15 protein-coding genes are annotated in these 16942 nt (G+C 59.1%); 6 read left to right on the plus strand and 9 right to left on the minus strand.

Features of this window, described 5'->3' with window-relative positions:
• Positions 1–23 precede the first annotated feature (23 nt).
• Positions 24–464 carry an EamA family transporter gene (locus ACX3YF_RS07625; RefSeq protein ID WP_448647651.1) on the minus strand — a complete coding sequence of 147 codons (441 nt, stop codon included), beginning with the start codon at positions 462–464 and terminating at the stop codon, positions 24–26.
• A gap of 133 nt (positions 465–597) precedes the next feature.
• The gene (gene uvrD / locus ACX3YF_RS07630) at positions 598–2781 is read right to left on the minus strand and encodes a DNA helicase II (RefSeq protein ID WP_130205544.1); all 2184 of its coding nucleotides are present in this window, start codon (positions 2779–2781) and stop codon (positions 598–600) included.
• Between the two features lie 258 nt (positions 2782–3039).
• Between uvrD and ACX3YF_RS07635 the strand changes: the two genes are divergently transcribed.
• Positions 3040–5910: an EAL domain-containing protein gene (locus ACX3YF_RS07635; RefSeq protein WP_130205546.1), complete on the plus strand. Its 2871-nt coding sequence runs from the start codon at positions 3040–3042 to the stop codon at positions 5908–5910.
• Between the two features lie 63 nt (positions 5911–5973).
• Here the strand turns inward: ACX3YF_RS07635 and ACX3YF_RS07640 are convergent, their stop codons facing one another.
• Positions 5974–6288, minus strand: coding sequence for a hypothetical protein (locus tag ACX3YF_RS07640; protein WP_130205548.1), 315 nt, complete (start codon positions 6286–6288; stop codon positions 5974–5976).
• 351 nt (positions 6289–6639) lie between these two features.
• Between ACX3YF_RS07640 and hexR the strand changes: the two genes are divergently transcribed.
• Entirely contained in the window at positions 6640–7506 is an 867-nt protein-coding gene (gene hexR, locus ACX3YF_RS07645; protein WP_047535270.1) for a transcriptional regulator HexR, read from the plus strand.
• A gap of 218 nt (positions 7507–7724) precedes the next feature.
• Positions 7725–7937, plus strand: a complete 213-nt coding sequence (locus tag ACX3YF_RS07650; protein ID WP_081997966.1) for a PA3496 family putative envelope integrity protein — start codon at positions 7725–7727, stop codon at positions 7935–7937.
• Here the strand turns inward: ACX3YF_RS07650 and ACX3YF_RS07655 are convergent.
• Positions 7879–8841: a LysR family transcriptional regulator gene (locus tag ACX3YF_RS07655; protein WP_047535268.1), complete on the minus strand. Its 963-nt coding sequence runs from the start codon at positions 8839–8841 to the stop codon at positions 7879–7881. The two genes, ACX3YF_RS07650 and ACX3YF_RS07655, sit on opposite strands and share 59 nt — an antisense overlap.
• A gap of 190 nt (positions 8842–9031) precedes the next feature.
• Here ACX3YF_RS07655 and ACX3YF_RS07660 point away from each other — a divergent pair, with 190 nt between their 5' ends.
• Entirely contained in the window at positions 9032–10447 is a 1416-nt protein-coding gene (locus tag ACX3YF_RS07660; RefSeq protein ID WP_103402976.1) for an acetyl-CoA carboxylase biotin carboxylase subunit, read from the plus strand.
• An 11-nt stretch (positions 10448–10458) separates the two neighbouring features.
• The gene (oadA, locus tag ACX3YF_RS07665; protein ID WP_448647650.1) at positions 10459–12267 is read left to right on the plus strand and encodes a sodium-extruding oxaloacetate decarboxylase subunit alpha; all 1809 of its coding nucleotides are present in this window, start codon (positions 10459–10461) and stop codon (positions 12265–12267) included.
• A gap of 108 nt (positions 12268–12375) precedes the next feature.
• On the opposite strand, the gene ACX3YF_RS07670 is transcribed toward oadA, so the two are convergent.
• The gene (locus ACX3YF_RS07670; RefSeq protein WP_448647649.1) at positions 12376–13212 is read right to left on the minus strand and encodes an amino acid ABC transporter permease; all 837 of its coding nucleotides are present in this window, start codon (positions 13210–13212) and stop codon (positions 12376–12378) included.
• Positions 13209–14030, minus strand: coding sequence for an ABC transporter substrate-binding protein (locus ACX3YF_RS07675; protein WP_047535257.1), 822 nt, complete (start codon positions 14028–14030; stop codon positions 13209–13211). The genes ACX3YF_RS07670 and ACX3YF_RS07675 overlap by 4 nt, the downstream gene beginning before the upstream one ends.
• Positions 14031–14142: 112 nt before the next feature.
• Here ACX3YF_RS07675 and ACX3YF_RS07680 point away from each other — a divergent pair, with 112 nt between their 5' ends.
• Positions 14143–15042 carry a homocysteine S-methyltransferase family protein gene (locus ACX3YF_RS07680; RefSeq protein WP_090466316.1) on the plus strand — a complete coding sequence of 300 codons (900 nt, stop codon included), beginning with the start codon at positions 14143–14145 and terminating at the stop codon, positions 15040–15042.
• Positions 15043–15161: 119 nt separating this feature from the next.
• On the opposite strand, the gene ACX3YF_RS07685 is transcribed toward ACX3YF_RS07680, so the two are convergent.
• From ACX3YF_RS07685 to ACX3YF_RS07695, 3 genes are read right to left on the minus strand one after another with little or no spacing between them, the layout of a single operon-like run.
• A complete protein-coding gene (locus ACX3YF_RS07685; protein ID WP_130205554.1) occupies positions 15162–15833 on the minus strand; it encodes a GNAT family N-acetyltransferase in 672 nt (223 codons plus the stop codon).
• Positions 15834–15850: 17 nt separating this feature from the next.
• Positions 15851–16297, minus strand: a complete 447-nt coding sequence (locus ACX3YF_RS07690) for a GNAT family N-acetyltransferase (RefSeq protein ID WP_448647648.1) — start codon at positions 16295–16297, stop codon at positions 15851–15853.
• A gap of 10 nt (positions 16298–16307) precedes the next feature.
• On the minus strand, positions 16308–16931 hold the full coding sequence (locus ACX3YF_RS07695) for an FMN-binding negative transcriptional regulator (RefSeq protein WP_130205556.1): 624 nt from the start codon (positions 16929–16931) through the stop codon (positions 16308–16310).
• Positions 16932–16942 lie beyond the last annotated feature (11 nt).

The raw sequence follows: 16942 nt of genomic DNA on the forward strand, positions 1-16942 counted from the left end.
GATAAGTTCTGTAGGGAAGATCTCTAGCGTCGCAACGCCAGCATGACGACGCCGGCCGTGATCAGACCGATTCCGCCCCATTGGCGCAGGTCGAGTTTTTCACCCAGCAGGATCACGCCGAGCACCGCGACCAGCACCACGCTGAGTTTGTCCACCGGGGCGACCAGTGAAGCAGGGCCGACCTTGAGTGCACGGAAATAGCAAATCCACGATGCGCCAGTGGCCAGCCCCGACAGCAGCAGGAACAGATAGCTCTTGGTGGAAATCGATCCCAGTGACTGATATTGGCCCGTGGCGTACAAAATCAAGGCCAGGCTGACCAGAACCACGATGGTTCGCAACAGGGTGGCAAAGTCGGAATTGACGTTTTCGACGCCGACTTTCGCGAAAATGGCGGTCATCGCCGCAAATACAGCGGACAACAGGGCCCAGAATGTCCAGGAAGAAAAGAAGCCTGTGCCCATCTCATCGCACCTTAAATTCAATTGTCGGCCTGCATCCTGTGAGAGCGAGCTTGCTCGCGATGACGGACTGACAGCCAGAGATAATGTCGACTGATCTACCGCTATCGCGAGCAAGCTCGCTCCCACAGAAAAGCTAGATCGCTTCCAGCTTCGCATACCCCAGCATCAGCCACTTGCTGCCTTCGCTGAAGTTCACTTGCACGCGGGCCTGGGCCCCGGCGCCTTCGAAGTTGAGGATCACACCATCGCCAAACACTGAGTGGCGTACGGTCTGACCCAGGCTGAAGCCGGTCTGCGGGATCTCGCTGCCGCTGAACAGGTTGCTGCCACTCATCGACTGGTTGCCACCGAAAGGACGGCTGACGCTGTTGGAAAGGCGCACTTCCTGAATCAGGCCTTTCGGCACTTCGCGTACGAAACGCGAGACTTTGTTATAGGTCTCACTGCCGTACAGGCGTCGGGTTTCAGCATAGGTCATCACCAGGTTCTGCATGGCCCGGGTGATGCCGACATAGGCCAGACGCCGTTCCTCTTCAAGGCGGCCGGGCTCTTCCAGGCTCATCTTGTGCGGGAACAGGCCTTCTTCCATGCCCACCAGGAACACATAAGGGAATTCCAGGCCCTTGGCGCTGTGCAGGGTCATCAACTGAATGCTGTCTTCGTGCTCGTCGGCCTGGGTATCCCCGGCCTCCAGCGACGCATGACCGAGGAACGCCGCCAGTGGCGTCAGGTCCTCGTCTTCCTCGCTGTTTTCGAAGTTGCGCGCGGCGCTGACCAGTTCCTCAAGGTTTTCGACCCGGGCCTGGCCTTTCTCGCCTTTTTCCGCTTCGTGATAGGCAATCAGCCCGGACTGCTCGATGACGGTCTGGGTCATCAGGTGCAGCGGCATCTCCATGCATTTGGCCGCGAGGTTTTCGATCAGCTCGACAAATGCCCCCAGAGCGCTGGCCGCGCGACCGGTCAGGCCCTTGTTGGCCACGAGCTGACGCATGGCTTCCCACATCGACACATCGCTGTGGCGCGCGTGGTCGCGAATCGCTTCGACGGTTTTCTCGCCAATGCCACGGGCCGGGACGTTGATCACCCGTTCCAGTGCCGCATCGTTGCCTCGACCTTCAAGCAAGCGCAGGTAGGCCATGGCGTTCTTGATTTCCGCGCGTTCGAAGAAGCGCTGCCCACCGTAGATGCGGTAAGGGATGCGCTCACGCAGCAAGGCTTCTTCCAAAACGCGCGATTGGGCGTTGGAGCGATACAAAATGGCGATATCGCTACGGGACAAGCCGGTTTTCAGCGCGCTTTCGATAGTTTCGACAACGTAGCGGGCTTCGTCGTGTTCGTTGAATGCAGCGTATAGATTGATGGCTTCGCCTTCGCCGCCGTCAGTCCACAGCTCTTTGCCCAGGCGCCCGGTATTGTTGGCGATCAACGCGTTGGCGGCCTTGAGAATCCCGGCGGTGGAGCGGTAGTTCTGCTCCAGGCGAATGGTTTCGGCGTCCGGGAAGTCTTCGGAGTACTGATAGATGTTCTCGATTTTCGCGCCACGCCAGCCATAAATCGACTGATCGTCATCGCCAACCACCATCAGGCTGTCGCCACCCTTGGCCAGTAGGCGCAACCAGGCGTATTGCACGGCGTTGGTGTCCTGGAACTCATCCACCAGAATGTGCCGGAAGCGCTTCTGATAATGCGCCAGCAGCCCCGGGTGATCGCGCCACAGGTCCAGTGCGCGCAACAGCAGTTCGGAGAAGTCGATGACGCCGGCGCGCAGGCACGCGGCCTCATAGGCTTCATAGATGCTGCGCATGGTTGCCAGGAACAAATCACCGCTGGCTTGAATGTGTTGCGGACGCAGACCTTCGTCTTTCTGCCCGTTGATGAACCATTGGGCCTGACGGGCCGGCCAGCGTTGTTCGTCCAGGCCCAGCTCGCGGATGACCCGCTTGACCAGTCGCTGCTGATCGTCGCTGTCGAGAATCTGGAAGGTCTGGCTCAGCCCGGCTTCCTGCCAGTGCGCCCGCAACAAGCGGTGTGCCAGGCCGTGGAAGGTGCCGACCCACATGCCGGCCGGGTTGATACCCATCAACTGCTCGATGCGATGACGCATCTCGGCAGCGGCCTTGTTGGTAAAGGTCACCGACAGGATGGAGTGAGGCGATGCGTTTTCGACCTGGATCAACCAGGCGATACGGTGCACCAGCACTCGGGTTTTACCGGAACCAGCACCGGCCAGGACCAACTGACGACCCACGGGGGCTGCTACGGCCTGCCGTTGGGCATCGTTGAGGGAGTTCAGCAGAAGGGAGAGATCATCGCGCATCGGGGCATTCTAGGGGGCTGCGTCACACCGGGCAAACCCCGCTTTGTTTTAGCCGATGAAAGAGGCGCACGGGACGACCGGTCAGTCATTGTCTGCAGACGTTGGCCGGCCTTGTCCAGCGGCTTTTACTGCCGAGACGGGTGGTCGTACTTTTGACTGTTTTTTGACCTGTAGCTGTTTGGTCCGGGCATTTGCTTGTGTATGCTCCGTTCACGTTTCGGGCCTGTGCTCGTCATTATAAGAACAAGAATATTGCCTATGATCTTCAGCTCCCACCTGTCGGGCCCCACAGTGGAGCCTCGGGTTATCCGTAAACAATACGCCATGGAAATGGCGGTCGAACGCACGCGTCTGCTGTATCAGGGCTCTTTGCTGCCGACATTGTTCATGTTGATCAATGGTCTGGTCTGCGCCGGGTTGCTCTGGAGCCCGCAGCGGTACTTCCTGGTCAGTGTCTGGATGGTGTGGTTGCTGTCCCTGGTGGCCTTGCGCGTGATTCAGGTCGCCGCCTTCGATTCGGCGATTCCCAACCGTCAGGCGCATCCCGTCTGGCGACGCATGTTTTTGCTGGGCTCCGGTCTCACTGGCTTGACCCTCGCTGGCGCAGGCATCGCGCTGGTCCCCGCCGATAACTTCATCCAGCAGGCCTGGGTTTTCGGTCTGATCGGCGCCGCGGCACTTTCAGCCAGTGTGGCCTATGCGGTCAGCCTGCCGGGGTTCCTGTCGTTCACTTTGCCCTGTTTGTTGCCGGCCATCGCCTATCTGTTCTGGGGCGGCGATGAGCAGGCGCAAGGCTGGGGCTGGTTCGGCCTGATTTTGTTGGGCGCCCTGAGCGTGGTGGCCTGGCAGGTCAACCGCCTGATCGATCGAGAATTATTGCGACGTTTCCAGAACCAAGCGTTGATCGAGCATTTGCAGCAGGCGCAAAACTGCAGCGACCAGCTCAATCAAAAGCTGGCCAGCGAAGTTGAGCAGCGCCGTCGCGCCGAAGACGAACTGCGTGAAATTCAGGCCGGCCTGGAAAGCCGTGTTGCACAACGCAGCCTGGAGCTGGACGCCGCCAACCAGGCGCTGAGCAAGAGTGAGGCGCGACTGGCCCTGGCATTGGAGGCCAGTGAGCTGGGGCTATGGGACTGGAACCTGCAAACCGATGAGGTCCATCACACCCAGATTCAGGAGCTGTTCGGCCTGGAGCCGGAATACGTGACGGCCATGTTGCGTCATCTCAAGCCACGCCTGCATCCCGACGATCTTCCTGCGCTGAGAAAGGCGTTGGTCGAACATTTGAAGGGACGGACCGAGGATTACCAGATTGAATACCGGGTGCGTCATGCCGACGGCCACTGGGTGTGGATCGAAGATCGCGGGCGAGCGGTGGAGCGCGCTGAAAATGGCCGGGTGATCCGCATGGTCGGCACCCGTCGCGACATCAGCGCCGGCAAGGCGCTCGAAGAGCAGCAGCAACTGGCGGCGACGGTGTTCGAGGCGGCCAGCGAGGGCATTGTGATTTTTGATCCGAATTACGCCCTGATCGCCATCAATCAGGCCTTCAGTCGCGTGACTGGCTATGAGATCGAAGACATGCTGGGGCGCAACGTCGTCGAGTTGCCCTGCAGTCGCGATGCGCGCCGACACTACGGAGCGATTCACCAGGCGCTGGAGCAATACGGCAGCTGGCAGGGTGAACTGGTGGAAACCCGCAAGAACGGCGAGATGTACCCGCAATGGCTGCAATTGAACACTGTGCGCGATACTCGGGGAAAGGTAAGCCATATTGTCGGCTTCTTCTCCGATCTTTCGGCGCGGCGAGAATCCGAAGAGCGCATGCGCTATCTGACCCATTACGACGAACTGACGGGTCTGGCCAACCGGGCGATGTTCCGCGAACGGCTCAGCGAAGCGCATCAGCGAGTGCGCCAGGGCGGCTATCGCAGCCTGGCGCTGCTGCATATCAATCTGGATCGTTTCAAACAGCTCAACGATAGTCTTGGCCATGAAGTCGCCGACCAATTGCTGCAGAAAATGGCTCGACGGTTGGTCAACGCGTTGCCCGAGGCGGACACCATTGCGCGTTTGTCGGGCGACGAGTTTGCCGTGTTATTCAATTCCTACGGCAACCTCTCGAGCCTGGCGCGGGTAGCGACGCGCTTGTCGAACAAGTTGCGTTTGCCGGTGACCATCGATGGCCATGAACTGGTGGTCAGCTCATCCATGGGCATCAGCCTGTTGCCGGACAACGCCCGGGAAATTTCCGCGTTGGTCAGCCAGTCGAACATGGCCATGCAACATGCCAAACATCTGGGCGGCAATAATTTCCAGTTCTACACCGACAGCCTGCAAGCCAGCACGCTGGAGCGCTTGCAGCTGGAAAACCAGTTGCGCAAAGCCATTGATGAGAATCAGTTGATGGTGTTCTACCAGCCGAAGCTGTGTCTCGTCACGGGCAAGCTGAACGCTGCCGAGGCATTGGTGCGCTGGGACCATCCGACCATGGGCCGCGTGCCACCGGGAGACTTCATCGGCCTGGCGGAAGAAACCGGGCTGATCGGTCCAATTGGCGAGTTCGTGTTGCGTCAGGCCTGCTGGCAGGCCTGTGAGTGGCAGCGACAGGGGCTTGAGCCGATTCGGGTGTCGGTCAATCTATCGGTGCATCAACTGCGTCAGGGCAAACTGGTCAGCCTGGTTCGGCAGGTGCTGGAGGAAACCGGTCTGGCGCCGCATTACCTGGAGCTGGAGCTCACCGAAAGCCAGTTGCTGGACAGCGTCGAGCACATCATCGCGACTTTCCAGCAGTTACGTGATTTGGGCGTGAAGCTGGCGATCGATGATTTCGGTACCGGCTATTCGTCTTTGAGCTATCTCAAGCGCATCCCGGTGGATTACGTGAAGATTGATCAGGCGTTCATTCGAGGCCTGGTGGAGGGCAGCGAAGACGCGGCGATTACCCGGGCGATCATCGCCATGGCTCACGGCTTGTCGTTGAAGGTAGTGGCGGAAGGGGTCGAGCGTCAGGAGCAACTTGAATTCCTCAAAAAGGAAAGCTGCGATGAGGTGCAAGGGTATCTGATCAGCCGGCCCATCGAGGCGGAGAGCCTGGCGATCCTGTTGCGGGAGCAATTCGCCGGTTGAATGGCAAGATTTCCCGTCGGGCAGGTTTGAATGCCGACGGGAAATCGGGAATTTGATGTTTTCTTAGTGGGTCATCAGAACTTCATCGATATGGTGAATTAACTTGCCGTCGTGGAAGATACTGACGCCAGTGACATAGGATTCGCCAGATACTTTATATTCGACAAGTTTGTCGGTCTCGACCTGTAAAGAAATCTGATTGGAAGTTTCAAGTTTCAAATCCAGGCTGAGGTCATAGGATTTGTCCTGTATCGGACTGAGCTCAAGCTTGGGTGTGATGCCCGTATGGGCAACGGTTACGGTGCCGAAGGTGCGGAAAGATTTGGCGCCAGGCATGCGATCGATTTGTGCGGTCCAGTTCTTGGTTTTAATGTTCATGATATAGAGTTCCTTTAATTAATTATTGTTGCTTCCTGCGGAGTTAATATATCCAGCAAAGTTTGGTTGCGGGTAATAAAATCAAGTTGTGTTTGTAAGGCTATGTATATTGTTTTTATTGTTCTGGCGATTCGGGATGAGCCATCACTTAGCCGGCTGAAGGCCGTAGTGACCGCAAAAAGGGGGGCAAGGGGCTGCTTCAAGCATCAGGCAGGACTGCTACATGAAGCGCAGGCACGTGAAATCGAGGGATCTGGTTACGCATTGAGCAGGCAAAAAGCCGTTTCATGTAGTATAACTACAAGCTTGCTACATCCCCCGGCGCTTGCCCATAACAAAGAGTCCACCCCTTTGAATCTGCTGCAACACATCGCCCAGTCTCGCCACCTGTTACGCAAGTCGGAGCTCAAGGTCGCCGACCACGTGCTGCTTGATCCTGCGGCCGTGATGCACAGTTCCATGGCTGATCTGGCCCATAGCGTGGGCATCAGCGAGCCGACCATCGTGCGCTTTTGCCGCGCCATCGGTTGCTCCGGGTTCCAGGACCTGAAGCTGAAGCTGGCCCAGAGCCTGGCGGCAGGCGCGAGCTTCGGGCAGTTCGCGATCCACGAAGACGATTCGGTCGCTGATTACAGCCTGAAGATTTTCGACACCACGTTGCACACCTTGATGGAGGTTCGCGAGAAGCTCGATCCCCTGGAGTTGCAGCGAGCCGTGACGCTGATGTCACAGGCTCAGCGCGTGGAATTCTATGGTTTCGGCGCATCGGGTGCGGTCGCGGCGGATGCCCAGCACAAGTTCTTCCGTTTGCTGCTCACGGCTGCGGCCTATTCCGACCCTCACATGCAGGCAATGTCGGCGGTGACCCTGAAACCGACCGACGTGGCGATCTGTATTTCCCAGTCTGGACGTTCCAAGGATTTGCTGATCACCGCCAACCTGGTGCGTGAGAGCGGTGCGTCATTGATCACGCTTTGCCCGAGTCAGACGCCGTTGGCCGAACTGTCGACCGTCAACCTGGCGATCGATGTGCATGAAGACACCGAAATCTACACACCGCTTACCTCGCGTATTGCACACCTGGTGGTGATCGACGTCCTGGCGATGGGGGTGGCCATGGCCCGTGGTCCGAGTCTGGTCAATCACCTCAAGAGCGTTAAGCGCAGCCTTCGCGGTTTGCGGTTATCGCCCAAGTCGGTGAAAGCACTGGACGAATGATCCTGGCTGAGACTGCCGGAAGGTCGTTCCGACCTTATCGCGAGCAGGCTCACTCCCACACTGGATTGTGTGCTCCGCATAACCTGTGGGAGCGAGCCTGCTCGCGATGGCAATCTCCCATACGCCGCAATTTTCATCGGTCTGTAATCATCGAGCCGCCAAACCGTCATCCCCCGCGCCTATCTTGAAGCTCCCGTACTCGCCTTGGGAGACTCGATATGGCCCTGCCTTACGAAGAACGCAACAGCGCTGTCAAAACCCGTCGCCAGCAAGAAGATCAGCGCCGCATGGAATTTCGCCGCGCCATCGAAGATCGCTGTGAACGCCGTCAGCTTCTGGCCGAGATTGGTGATTTTCCTGAAGATCCGGAACTCAACTTTTGGCAGGCTGCATCGACAGCTTCCCGTCGAAACGCTCAACCAGCGCGCTGATCTGTACGCGTTCGCTGCGAATGAACGCAAGGAATGCGTGAGCCACCGGTGACAGCCGTTTAGCCTTGGCCTGCACCAGGCACCAGCTGCGATACAGCGGCAGCTCCTCGACCGGTAACTCGATCAATCCGCCGGTCGCCAGTTCAAGGTTCAGGGCGTGGCGCGTCAACAGCGCAACGCCCAGACCCGCCAATACGCATTCACGCTGGGCTTCGGCTGACGAGACTTCCTGGGTCTGGTTGAAGTGCACGCGCTTCTCTTTGAAATACTCTTCGCAAGCCAGTCGCGTCCCGGAGCCGGACTCGCGCATCAGCAGTGTGTAGGGCTCAAGATCCTGCAATCGCAGCGGCCCCATGTGGCACAGCGGATGATCCGGTGGCGCCACGGCGACGATGGGATTGTTGAGGAACGGCAAGAATTCCAGGCCCATGTCCTGCGGCACCATCGACATGATTACCAGGTCGTCGCGGTTGTCCGACAGGCGTCGAATCACCTGTCCGCGGTTGACCACCGTCAGTTGCAGGTTCACTTCCGGGTGCTGGCGCTTGAAGGCGGCAAACAGGTGCGGAACGAAATACTTGGCGCTGGATTCCACCGCCAGCTTCAATTGGCCCTGCAGCGAGCCCTGCATGTCCGAGAGCTGCATGTCGAGGTTTTCCAGGCGCCCGAAAATGTCCCGGCTGGCGCGTTGAAGGGCTTCCGCCGCTTCCGTCATGTAGAGTTTCTTGCCGACGTAGTCGAACAAAGGCTGGCCAATCAGCTCCTCAAGTTGCCGAATCTGTAGGCTGACGGCCGGTTGTGTGAGCGACATTTCGTCGGCTGCACGGCTGTAGGACCTCAGGTCACAGACTTCATTGAAAATCTGCAATTGACGCAATGTCATACGCATCAATGACTTACGCATTTTTTGCTCGCTCTCTTCGCCGGCAGATGTTTCAACTATAAGTCTTTACTTATGCATGACCCAATAATTATTCATTTTTGTTAATTCCTTGTGAGGGCTAGTGTGGGGCCGCGACCAGATTGAAACATTTGGTCACGCGTCGACCTGGTCTAGCAGGTCGTGGGTACCACCGGCTCATGGGAACCTCCAAGTGATAAAAAAGATCCTGATCGCCAACCGTGGTGAGATTGCCGTACGAATCGTGCGTGCTTGCGCCGAAATGGGCATTCGCTCGGTCGCGATCTATTCCGACGCCGACCGCCATGCCCTGCATGTGAAGCGTGCGGACGAAGCCCACAGCATCGGTGCCGAGCCGCTGGCCGGTTACCTGAACCCGCGCAAGCTGGTGAACCTGGCTGTGGAAACCGGTTGCGATGCGCTGCACCCCGGCTACGGATTCCTTTCGGAAAACGCCGAATTGGCGGACATCTGCGCCGAACGCGGGATCAAATTCATTGGTCCATCGGCTGAAGTCATTCGTCGCATGGGCGACAAGACCGAAGCTCGCCGCAGCATGATCAAGGCTGGCGTGCCGGTGACGCCAGGCACCGAAGGCAACGTGTCGGGCATCGAAGAGGCTCTGACTGAAGGCGATCGCATCGGTTACCCGGTGATGCTCAAGGCCACTTCCGGTGGTGGCGGTCGCGGCATTCGTCGTTGCAACAGCCGCGAAGAACTCGAACAAGCCTTCCCACGCGTCATTTCCGAAGCCACCAAGGCTTTCGGTTCTGCGGAAGTGTTTTTGGAAAAGTGCATCGTCAATCCGAAGCACATCGAAGCGCAGATCCTCGGCGACAGCTTTGGCAACGTAGTGCACCTGTTCGAGCGTGATTGCTCGATCCAGCGTCGCAACCAAAAGCTGATCGAGATCGCCCCGAGCCCGCAACTGACCCCTGAACAGCGCGCCTACATCGGCGACCTGTCGGTGCGTGCAGCCAAGGCTGTGGGCTACGAGAACGCCGGCACTGTGGAGTTCCTGCTCGCCGAGGGCGAGGTGTACTTCATGGAAATGAACACCCGGGTGCAGGTGGAACACACCATCACCGAAGAAATCACCGGCATCGACATTGTTCGCGAGCAGATCCGCATCGCCTCCGGGCTGCCGCTTTCGGTGAAGCAAGAAGACATCCAGCACCGTGGTTTCGCCCTGCAGTTCCGGATCAACGCCGAAGACCCGAAAAACAACTTCCTGCCGAGCTTCGGCAAGATCACTCGTTACTACGCTCCCGGCGGCCCGGGCGTGCGGACCGACACGGCGATCTACACCGGTTACACCATTCCGCCGTTCTACGATTCCATGTGCCTGAAACTGGTGGTGTGGGCGTTGACCTGGGAAGAGGCGCTGGACCGTGGCCTGCGTGCCCTCGATGACATGCGTCTGCAAGGGGTCAAGACCACCGCCGCGTACTACCAGGAAATCCTGCGTAACCCGGAATTCCGTAGCGGCCAGTTCAACACCAGCTTCGTTGAAAGCCACCCTGAACTGACCAACTACTCGATCAAGCGCAAACCCGAAGAGCTGGCCCTGGCCATCGCCGCCGCCATCGCCGCCCACGCAGGCCTGTGAGGAATAGAACAATGACTAAGAAGATTCACGTAACCGATACCATCCTGCGCGACGCCCACCAATCGCTGCTCGCCACGCGCATGCGCACCGAAGACATGCTGCCGATCTGCGACAAGCTCGACAAAGTCGGCTACTGGTCGCTGGAGTGCTGGGGCGGCGCGACTTTCGACGCCTGCGTCCGCTTCCTCAAAGAAGACCCGTGGGAACGTCTGCGCCAGCTGCGCGCCGCGCTGCCTAACACCCGTCTGCAAATGCTCCTGCGCGGCCAGAACCTGTTGGGCTACCGCCACTACAGCGACGACGTGGTCAAAGCCTTCGTGGCCAAGGCGGCGGTCAACGGCATCGACGTATTCCGCATCTTCGACGCCATGAACGACGTGCGTAACCTGCGCGTGGCCATCGAAGCGGTGAAAGCCGCCGGCAAACACGCCCAGGGCACCATCGCCTACACCACCAGCCCGGTGCACACCATCGACGCGTTCGTGGCGCAAGCCAAGCAAATGGAAGCCATGGGTTGCGACTCGGTGGCGATCAAGGACATGGCCGGCCTGCTGACGCCGTATGCCACTGGCGAATTGGTCAAGGCATTGAAATCCGAGCAGTCGCTGCCCGTATTCATTCACTCCCACGACACTGCGGGTCTGGCCGCGATGTGCCAACTCAAGGCGATCGAAAACGGCGCCGACCACATCGACACCGCGATCTCCAGCTTCGCCTCTGGCACCAGCCACCCCGGCACTGAGTCGATGGTTGCCGCCCTGAGAGGCACCGAGTTCGACACCGGCCTGAATCTGGAACTGCTGCAAGAGATCGGCCTGTACTTCTACGCCGTGCGCAAGAAATACCACCAGTTCGAAAGCGAATTCACCGCCGTCGACACCCGTGTTCAAGTCAACCAGGTTCCGGGCGGGATGATTTCCAACCTGGCCAACCAGTTGAAAGAGCAGGGCGCTTTGAACCGTATGGGCGAAGTGCTGGCTGAAATCCCGCGCGTTCGCGAAGACCTCGGCTTCCCGCCGCTGGTGACCCCGACCTCGCAGATCGTTGGCACCCAGGCGTTCTTCAACGTGCTCGCCGGTGAGCGTTACAAGACCATCACCAACGAAGTGAAGCTCTATCTGCAAGGCGGTTACGGCAAGGCGCCGGGCACCGTGAACGAGCAACTGCGTCGCCAGGCCATCGGCAGCGAAGAAGTCATCGACGTTCGCCCGGCCGACCTGCTCAAGCCGGAAATGGCCAAGCTGCGTGCCGACATCGGTGCCCTGGCCAAGTCTGAAGAGGATGTACTGACCTTCGCCATGTTCCCGGACATTGGCCGCAAGTTCCTTGAAGAGCGTGCCGCTGGCACCTTGACGCCGGAAGTGTTGTTGCCTATTCCAGAAGCCGGCGGCATGGCCTCGGCGGGCGGCGAAGGCGTACCGACCGAATTCGTCATCGACGTCCATGGCGAAACTTACCGCGTCGACATCACCGGTGTGGGCGTGAAGGCCGAAGGCAAGCGTCACTTCTACCTGTCCATCGATGGCATGCCGGAAGAAGTCGTGTTCGAGCCGCTCAACGAGTTCGTCAGCGGCGGCAGCAGCAAGCGCAAACAAGCGACTGAGCCGGGCCACGTCAGCACCACCATGCCGGGCAACATCGTCGACGTGTTGGTCAAGGAAGGCGACACCGTCAAGGCTGGCCAGGCTGTGCTGATCACCGAAGCGATGAAGATGGAAACCGAAGTCCAGGCCGCCATCGCCGGTAAGGTCACCGTCATTCACGTGGCCAAGGGTGACCGGGTGAATCCAGGCGAAATCCTGATCGAGATCGAAGGCTGAGTTAACAGCCTCGATACACCGCTTTAAACCTCGGGGGGGCATGTGCTCCCCTTTTTTTTGCGTTGTTGGCCGAGTCGTATTTATGAAGTCACCACACTTCAAGTGAACTCATCGGTTATGCAAATACGCCTTCCCGTAGTGCCGCTCCATTCTTGCCTGAATCAATTCCAATCCAATCGACATCAGCCAGTAAATCACCGCCGCAGTCGTCAGCATCTCAATGTACCGATAGCTCGACCGCCCATAGGATTGCGCCAAAAACATCACTTCCCAAACCCCCATCACCGAGATCAGCGACGAGTCCTTGAGCATGGAGATGAACTGGTTGGTGGTCGGCGGGATGATGGTGCGCATGGCTTGGGGCAGGGTGACGCGCCAGAAAATCACCGTTTCGCGCATGCCCAGGGCCAGTGATGCTTCCCGTTGGCCATGGGGAACGCCGAGGATGCCTGCGCGAAAAATTTCGCTCAGGTAGGCGCCGTAGTTCAGCGACAGGGCGATGATCCCGGCCGCGATGGCGCCCGGTACGAAGCCCAGTTGAGGCAGGCCGAGGTAGATCAACAGAATCTGTATCAGCAATGGTGTGCCGCGAAAGAACGAGGCGTAGAAACTGGCGATGCCGAACGCCACGGCGCTTTTCGACAGCCGGCCCAGGGCGGTGATGAAACCCAGCAGCGATGAGGCGACGATAGAGCACAGGCACAGAAACAACGTCAGCGCCGCACCTTGCAGGAAGCCGTTGGGCGCCAGGTGCAGGCCGACGAGGTTGGGCAGTTTGTCGAGGATGATTGAGAACTTCAGGTCGAAGCTCAGGAAGAAGCTGGTGAACAACCCGAGCATGGCCGCCCAGGTCAGGTACAGCCGCGTGCGGAAACTGAAGATCCGTTGCAGTCGTGACTCAGCCACCGGTTGCGGTGGCTGGGGAGGTTGCTGGAAAGAAGTCATTTACTGATATCGGCGCCGATCCATTTTTGCGAGAGCTTGCTCAATGTGCCGTCCTGTTTCAACTGGGCGAAGACTTCACGTACTTTGCTGTCCCACTGGGCGTCACCCTTTTCAATGGCGACCGAGTTCGGCTCCGAGTACAGCGGGTCGCCGGCCAGTTTGAAGCGCTTGTCTTCGTTCAGGCGCGGTTGGGCGGTCACCAGGTTAGTGAGAATCGCGTCCAGTCGAACCCCGGCCCCCAGGCCCAGGTCCTGGAAGGCGACGTTGTCGGTGTCATACGGGGCGATCTGCACGTCTTCGAACGGGTACTGCAATTGCGTGTCTTCGGCGCCTTCGATCACCAGGTTTTTGTTCAGGTAGCTTTCGTAGCTGGAGGCGCTGGTGAGGCCAACTTTCTTGCCGCTCAGGTCCTTGGCATTGTGAATGCGTTCATCCTTGGCGTTCACCACGATCACCGCCGGCGAGGCGTAGTACTCGACCGGGAAGTCGAAGACCTCGGCGCGGGCTTTGCTCGGGGTCATGGAGCAGATGCAGATGTCGTAACGACCACTCCAGCGGCCAGCGGCAATCACATCCCAGGACGGGGTTTCGAGGCGCAGTTTCACACCCAGCTTCTCGGCCACGGCTTTCGCCACGTCGACGTCGAAACCGTCGAGCTGGTTCTGGTCGTTGAGGAACGAGAACGGTGGATAACTTTCCATCAACACGCCCACCAGTTCTTTCTTTTGTTCGATGCGATCCAGCGTGGCGCCGCCAAAGGCTTGGGTGGAGGCAGCCAGAATCGTCAGGCCCAGGGCCAGTAGCGGTTGGAATTTCACAGTCGATCCCTGATAAAAAAATGATTGTTATTAACCGATTGGTGCGTATTAAATAGTTATAACAACGACTCTGGTAGTGAGTTATTTTCATAAGCTTATGAGTGAATAGCATATGGGCGCAGCAAGCACAGTGATTCTGGATGGTGGCATGGGCCGCGAGTTGCAGCGCCGAGGGGCTCCATTCAGGCAGCCCGAATGGTCGGCGCTGGCCTTGAGCGAAGCACCGCAAGCGGTAGAGGCGGTTCACGCGGCTTATATCGAAAGCGGCGCGAATGTGATCACCAGCAACAGCTACGCGGTGGTGCCGTTCCATATCGGTGAAGAGCGTTTCGCCGCTGAAGGTCAGGCTCTCGCGGCGTTGGCCGGTGAGCTGGCGCGGCGAGCAGTCGATGCGGCGGGCAAACCGGTGCGCGTGGCAGGTTCATTGCCTCCGCTGTTTGGTTCTTATCGTCCGGACCTGTTCGACGCCAAACGTGTCACTGAATTGCTGACGCCACTGGTGAAGGGGCTCGCGCCGCATGTTGACCTATGGCTGGCGGAAACCCAGAGCTCGATCGTTGAGGCGCGAGCGATACACGCCGGTCTGCCGAAGGACGGCAAGCCGTTCTGGCTGTCGTTTACCTTGAAGGATGAAGACGTCGACGAAGTGCCGCGTTTGCGTTCTGGCGAGCCAGTGGCCGAGGCGGCGGCAGTGGCGGTTGAGCTGGGCGTCGAGACGTTGCTGTTCAACTGCAGCCAGCCGGAAGTGATCGGCGCGGCGATTGATGCGGCGCGGGAAGCGTTTGAACGGTTGGGGGTGAACATTCAAATCGGCGCGTACGCCAATGCCTTCCCGCCGCAACCGAAAGAGGCGACGGCTAACGATGGGCTGGACCCATTGCGCGACGATCTCGATCCGCCAGGTTACCTGCAATGGGCGGCGGATTGGCGCAAGCGTGGGGCGAGCCATTTGGGCGGGTGCTGCGGGATCGGGCCGGAGCATATTGCTGTGCTTGCCCAGAAACTGGCGTGAAGCCATTCGCGGGCGGGCTCGCTCCCACAAGGTTTGGACTGGCCACGATAATGTGACCATCGCAAGACCCTGCAGGAGCGAGGCTTGCCCGCGAAGGCGCCCGTCCAGGCGCTGAAGATCTACCCGCGGCACTCTGCCAGGGTTTTCACCTGCCCCGATTCTGTCTGGTTCTCATCGCTCAACCAGCGCTCGAACCCGGCTCCAATCGCCGGCCATTCCGAATCGAGGATCGAGTACCACGCGGTATCGCGGTTCTGTCCCTTGACCACCATGTGCTGGCGGAACACGCCTTCAAAACTGAAACCCAGGCGCTCGGCCGCGTATTTGGAGCGGGCGTTGGCGTTGTTGCATTTCCATTCCAGGCGCCGGTAACCCAGGGCGAATGATTCCTTGGCCAACAGGTAAACCGCCTCGGTGCTCTTTGGCGAGCGTTGCATCGGCGCGCCGAAGGTCACGTGGCCGATTTCGATGCGACCCTGGGCCGGCACGATCGACATCAGGCTGAGAATGCCTTGAACCTCGCCTGTGGCTTTATCGATCACGCTGAAGAAGTACGGGTCGCTATTGGCCGCATGGTTGTTCAGCCAGTCGTTGAACGCGCTGCGCTCCGGGAAGGGACCGTAAGGCAAGTAGTCCCAGAGTTTGGGGTCGGCGCCCGGGCCTTGCAGGGCTTCGAACAGACCGTCGCCGTGGCGCGCCGGATCGAGTTTTTCCAGGCGGATGAAACGCCCTTCGATGAGTTGGACCGAGGGTGCCGGGACGCCTTTCCAGTCCGCGAGTGAAATCGACATGCTGTTCTCCTTGAACCTTAAATGGCTTTGCGAAACTGGATGAAACCGGGACGTTCGGCGATGCGCTCGTAGAGCTGGATCGCGGTGGCGTTGGTTTCGTGGGTCAGCCAATGCACCTTGCAGCAACCGTCGGCCTTGGCTGTGGTGTAGACGAATTCGATCAACTGGCGGCCCACGCCCGTGCCGCGGGTTTCTGGCACTACCAGCAAATCTTGCAGGTAGCAGGAATTTTCGATGCTCCAGTTTGAACGATGGTAGATGAAATGCACCATGCCCACGGCTTGACCGTCAGCCCAGGCCAGCGCGGCGTGGGTCGGTTCGTTTGTGGCGAGGATGCGCTGCCAGGTGCTTTGGGTGACAGCATCCGGCAATTCGGTGTTGTAGAAGCGCAGGTAAGCTTGCCATAGAGGCAACCACGCGGCGTGGTCGTCGGCGGTGACTGGGCGAATGTCGATTTGACTCATGGCGAATTCCTTAGCGCATCAATTGGGCGAGGGTTTGGTCGTTGACTTCGGGGCTGGCGGCCAGGCCTTCACGTACGCCGGCGATGTCGGCGGCGCTGCGGTTCTGGCTGAGCTTGCGCTTGCCTTCCAGACGGTCGATGGGAATGGCGAAACCGACGATGGCCTTGAGCATGCCGTCGATGTAATCGGCGGGGGCATCGGCCACTGACCACGGTTGAGAGCGGCCAGCTTCATGACGGTCGGTGAGGGTGCTGACGATGTCCAGCAGCCGCCCGCCATCGCTGAAGGTTTCGGCTCGGCCATAAGCGTGTACCGCGACGTAGTTCCAGGTTGGCACGACTTTGCCGTGTTCGGCCTTGCTCGGGTAGAAGCCGGGGCTGACGTAGGCGTCGGCACCGGCAAAAATCAGCAGGGCTTCGGCACCGTCGCGCAGGTCTTTCCACTGCGGGTTGGCTTTGGCCAGATGCCCGTACAACGTGCCGTTCGAGCCTTGTTCGCAATGCAGCAGCACCGGCACGTGACTGGCTTGCAGGCCGCTCTCGCCCTGGGTCACCAATATGGCGAGGCGGGTGGCGAGGATCAGTTCATGCAGTTGGGACAACTCGTCGATGGCAAAAGCGCGCGGCGTGTACATGGGGATATTTT

The organism is Pseudomonas fluorescens group sp. PF-69 (genome assembly GCF_054481235.1).

Coding starts and splice junctions, on each gene's coding strand:
- ACX3YF_RS07625 (WP_448647651.1), bottom strand. CDS start 464: ATGGGCACAGGCTTCTTTTCTTCCTGGACATTCTGGGCCCTGTTGTCC.
- uvrD (WP_130205544.1), bottom strand. CDS start 2,781: ATGCGCGATGATCTCTCCCTTCTGCTGAACTCCCTCAACGATGCCCAA.
- ACX3YF_RS07635 (WP_130205546.1), top strand. CDS start 3,040: ATGATCTTCAGCTCCCACCTGTCGGGCCCCACAGTGGAGCCTCGGGTT.
- ACX3YF_RS07640 (WP_130205548.1), bottom strand. CDS start 6,288: ATGAACATTAAAACCAAGAACTGGACCGCACAAATCGATCGCATGCCT.
- ACX3YF_RS07650 (WP_081997966.1), top strand. CDS start 7,725: ATGGCCCTGCCTTACGAAGAACGCAACAGCGCTGTCAAAACCCGTCGC.
- ACX3YF_RS07655 (WP_047535268.1), bottom strand. CDS start 8,841: ATGCGTAAGTCATTGATGCGTATGACATTGCGTCAATTGCAGATTTTC.
- oadA (WP_448647650.1), top strand. CDS start 10,459: ATGACTAAGAAGATTCACGTAACCGATACCATCCTGCGCGACGCCCAC.
- ACX3YF_RS07670 (WP_448647649.1), bottom strand. CDS start 13,212: ATGACTTCTTTCCAGCAACCTCCCCAGCCACCGCAACCGGTGGCTGAG.
- ACX3YF_RS07680 (WP_090466316.1), top strand. CDS start 14,143: ATGGGCGCAGCAAGCACAGTGATTCTGGATGGTGGCATGGGCCGCGAG.
- ACX3YF_RS07685 (WP_130205554.1), bottom strand. CDS start 15,833: ATGTCGATTTCACTCGCGGACTGGAAAGGCGTCCCGGCACCCTCGGTC.
- ACX3YF_RS07690 (WP_448647648.1), bottom strand. CDS start 16,297: ATGAGTCAAATCGACATTCGCCCAGTCACCGCCGACGACCACGCCGCG.
- ACX3YF_RS07695 (WP_130205556.1), bottom strand. CDS start 16,931: ATGTACACGCCGCGCGCTTTTGCCATCGACGAGTTGTCCCAACTGCAT.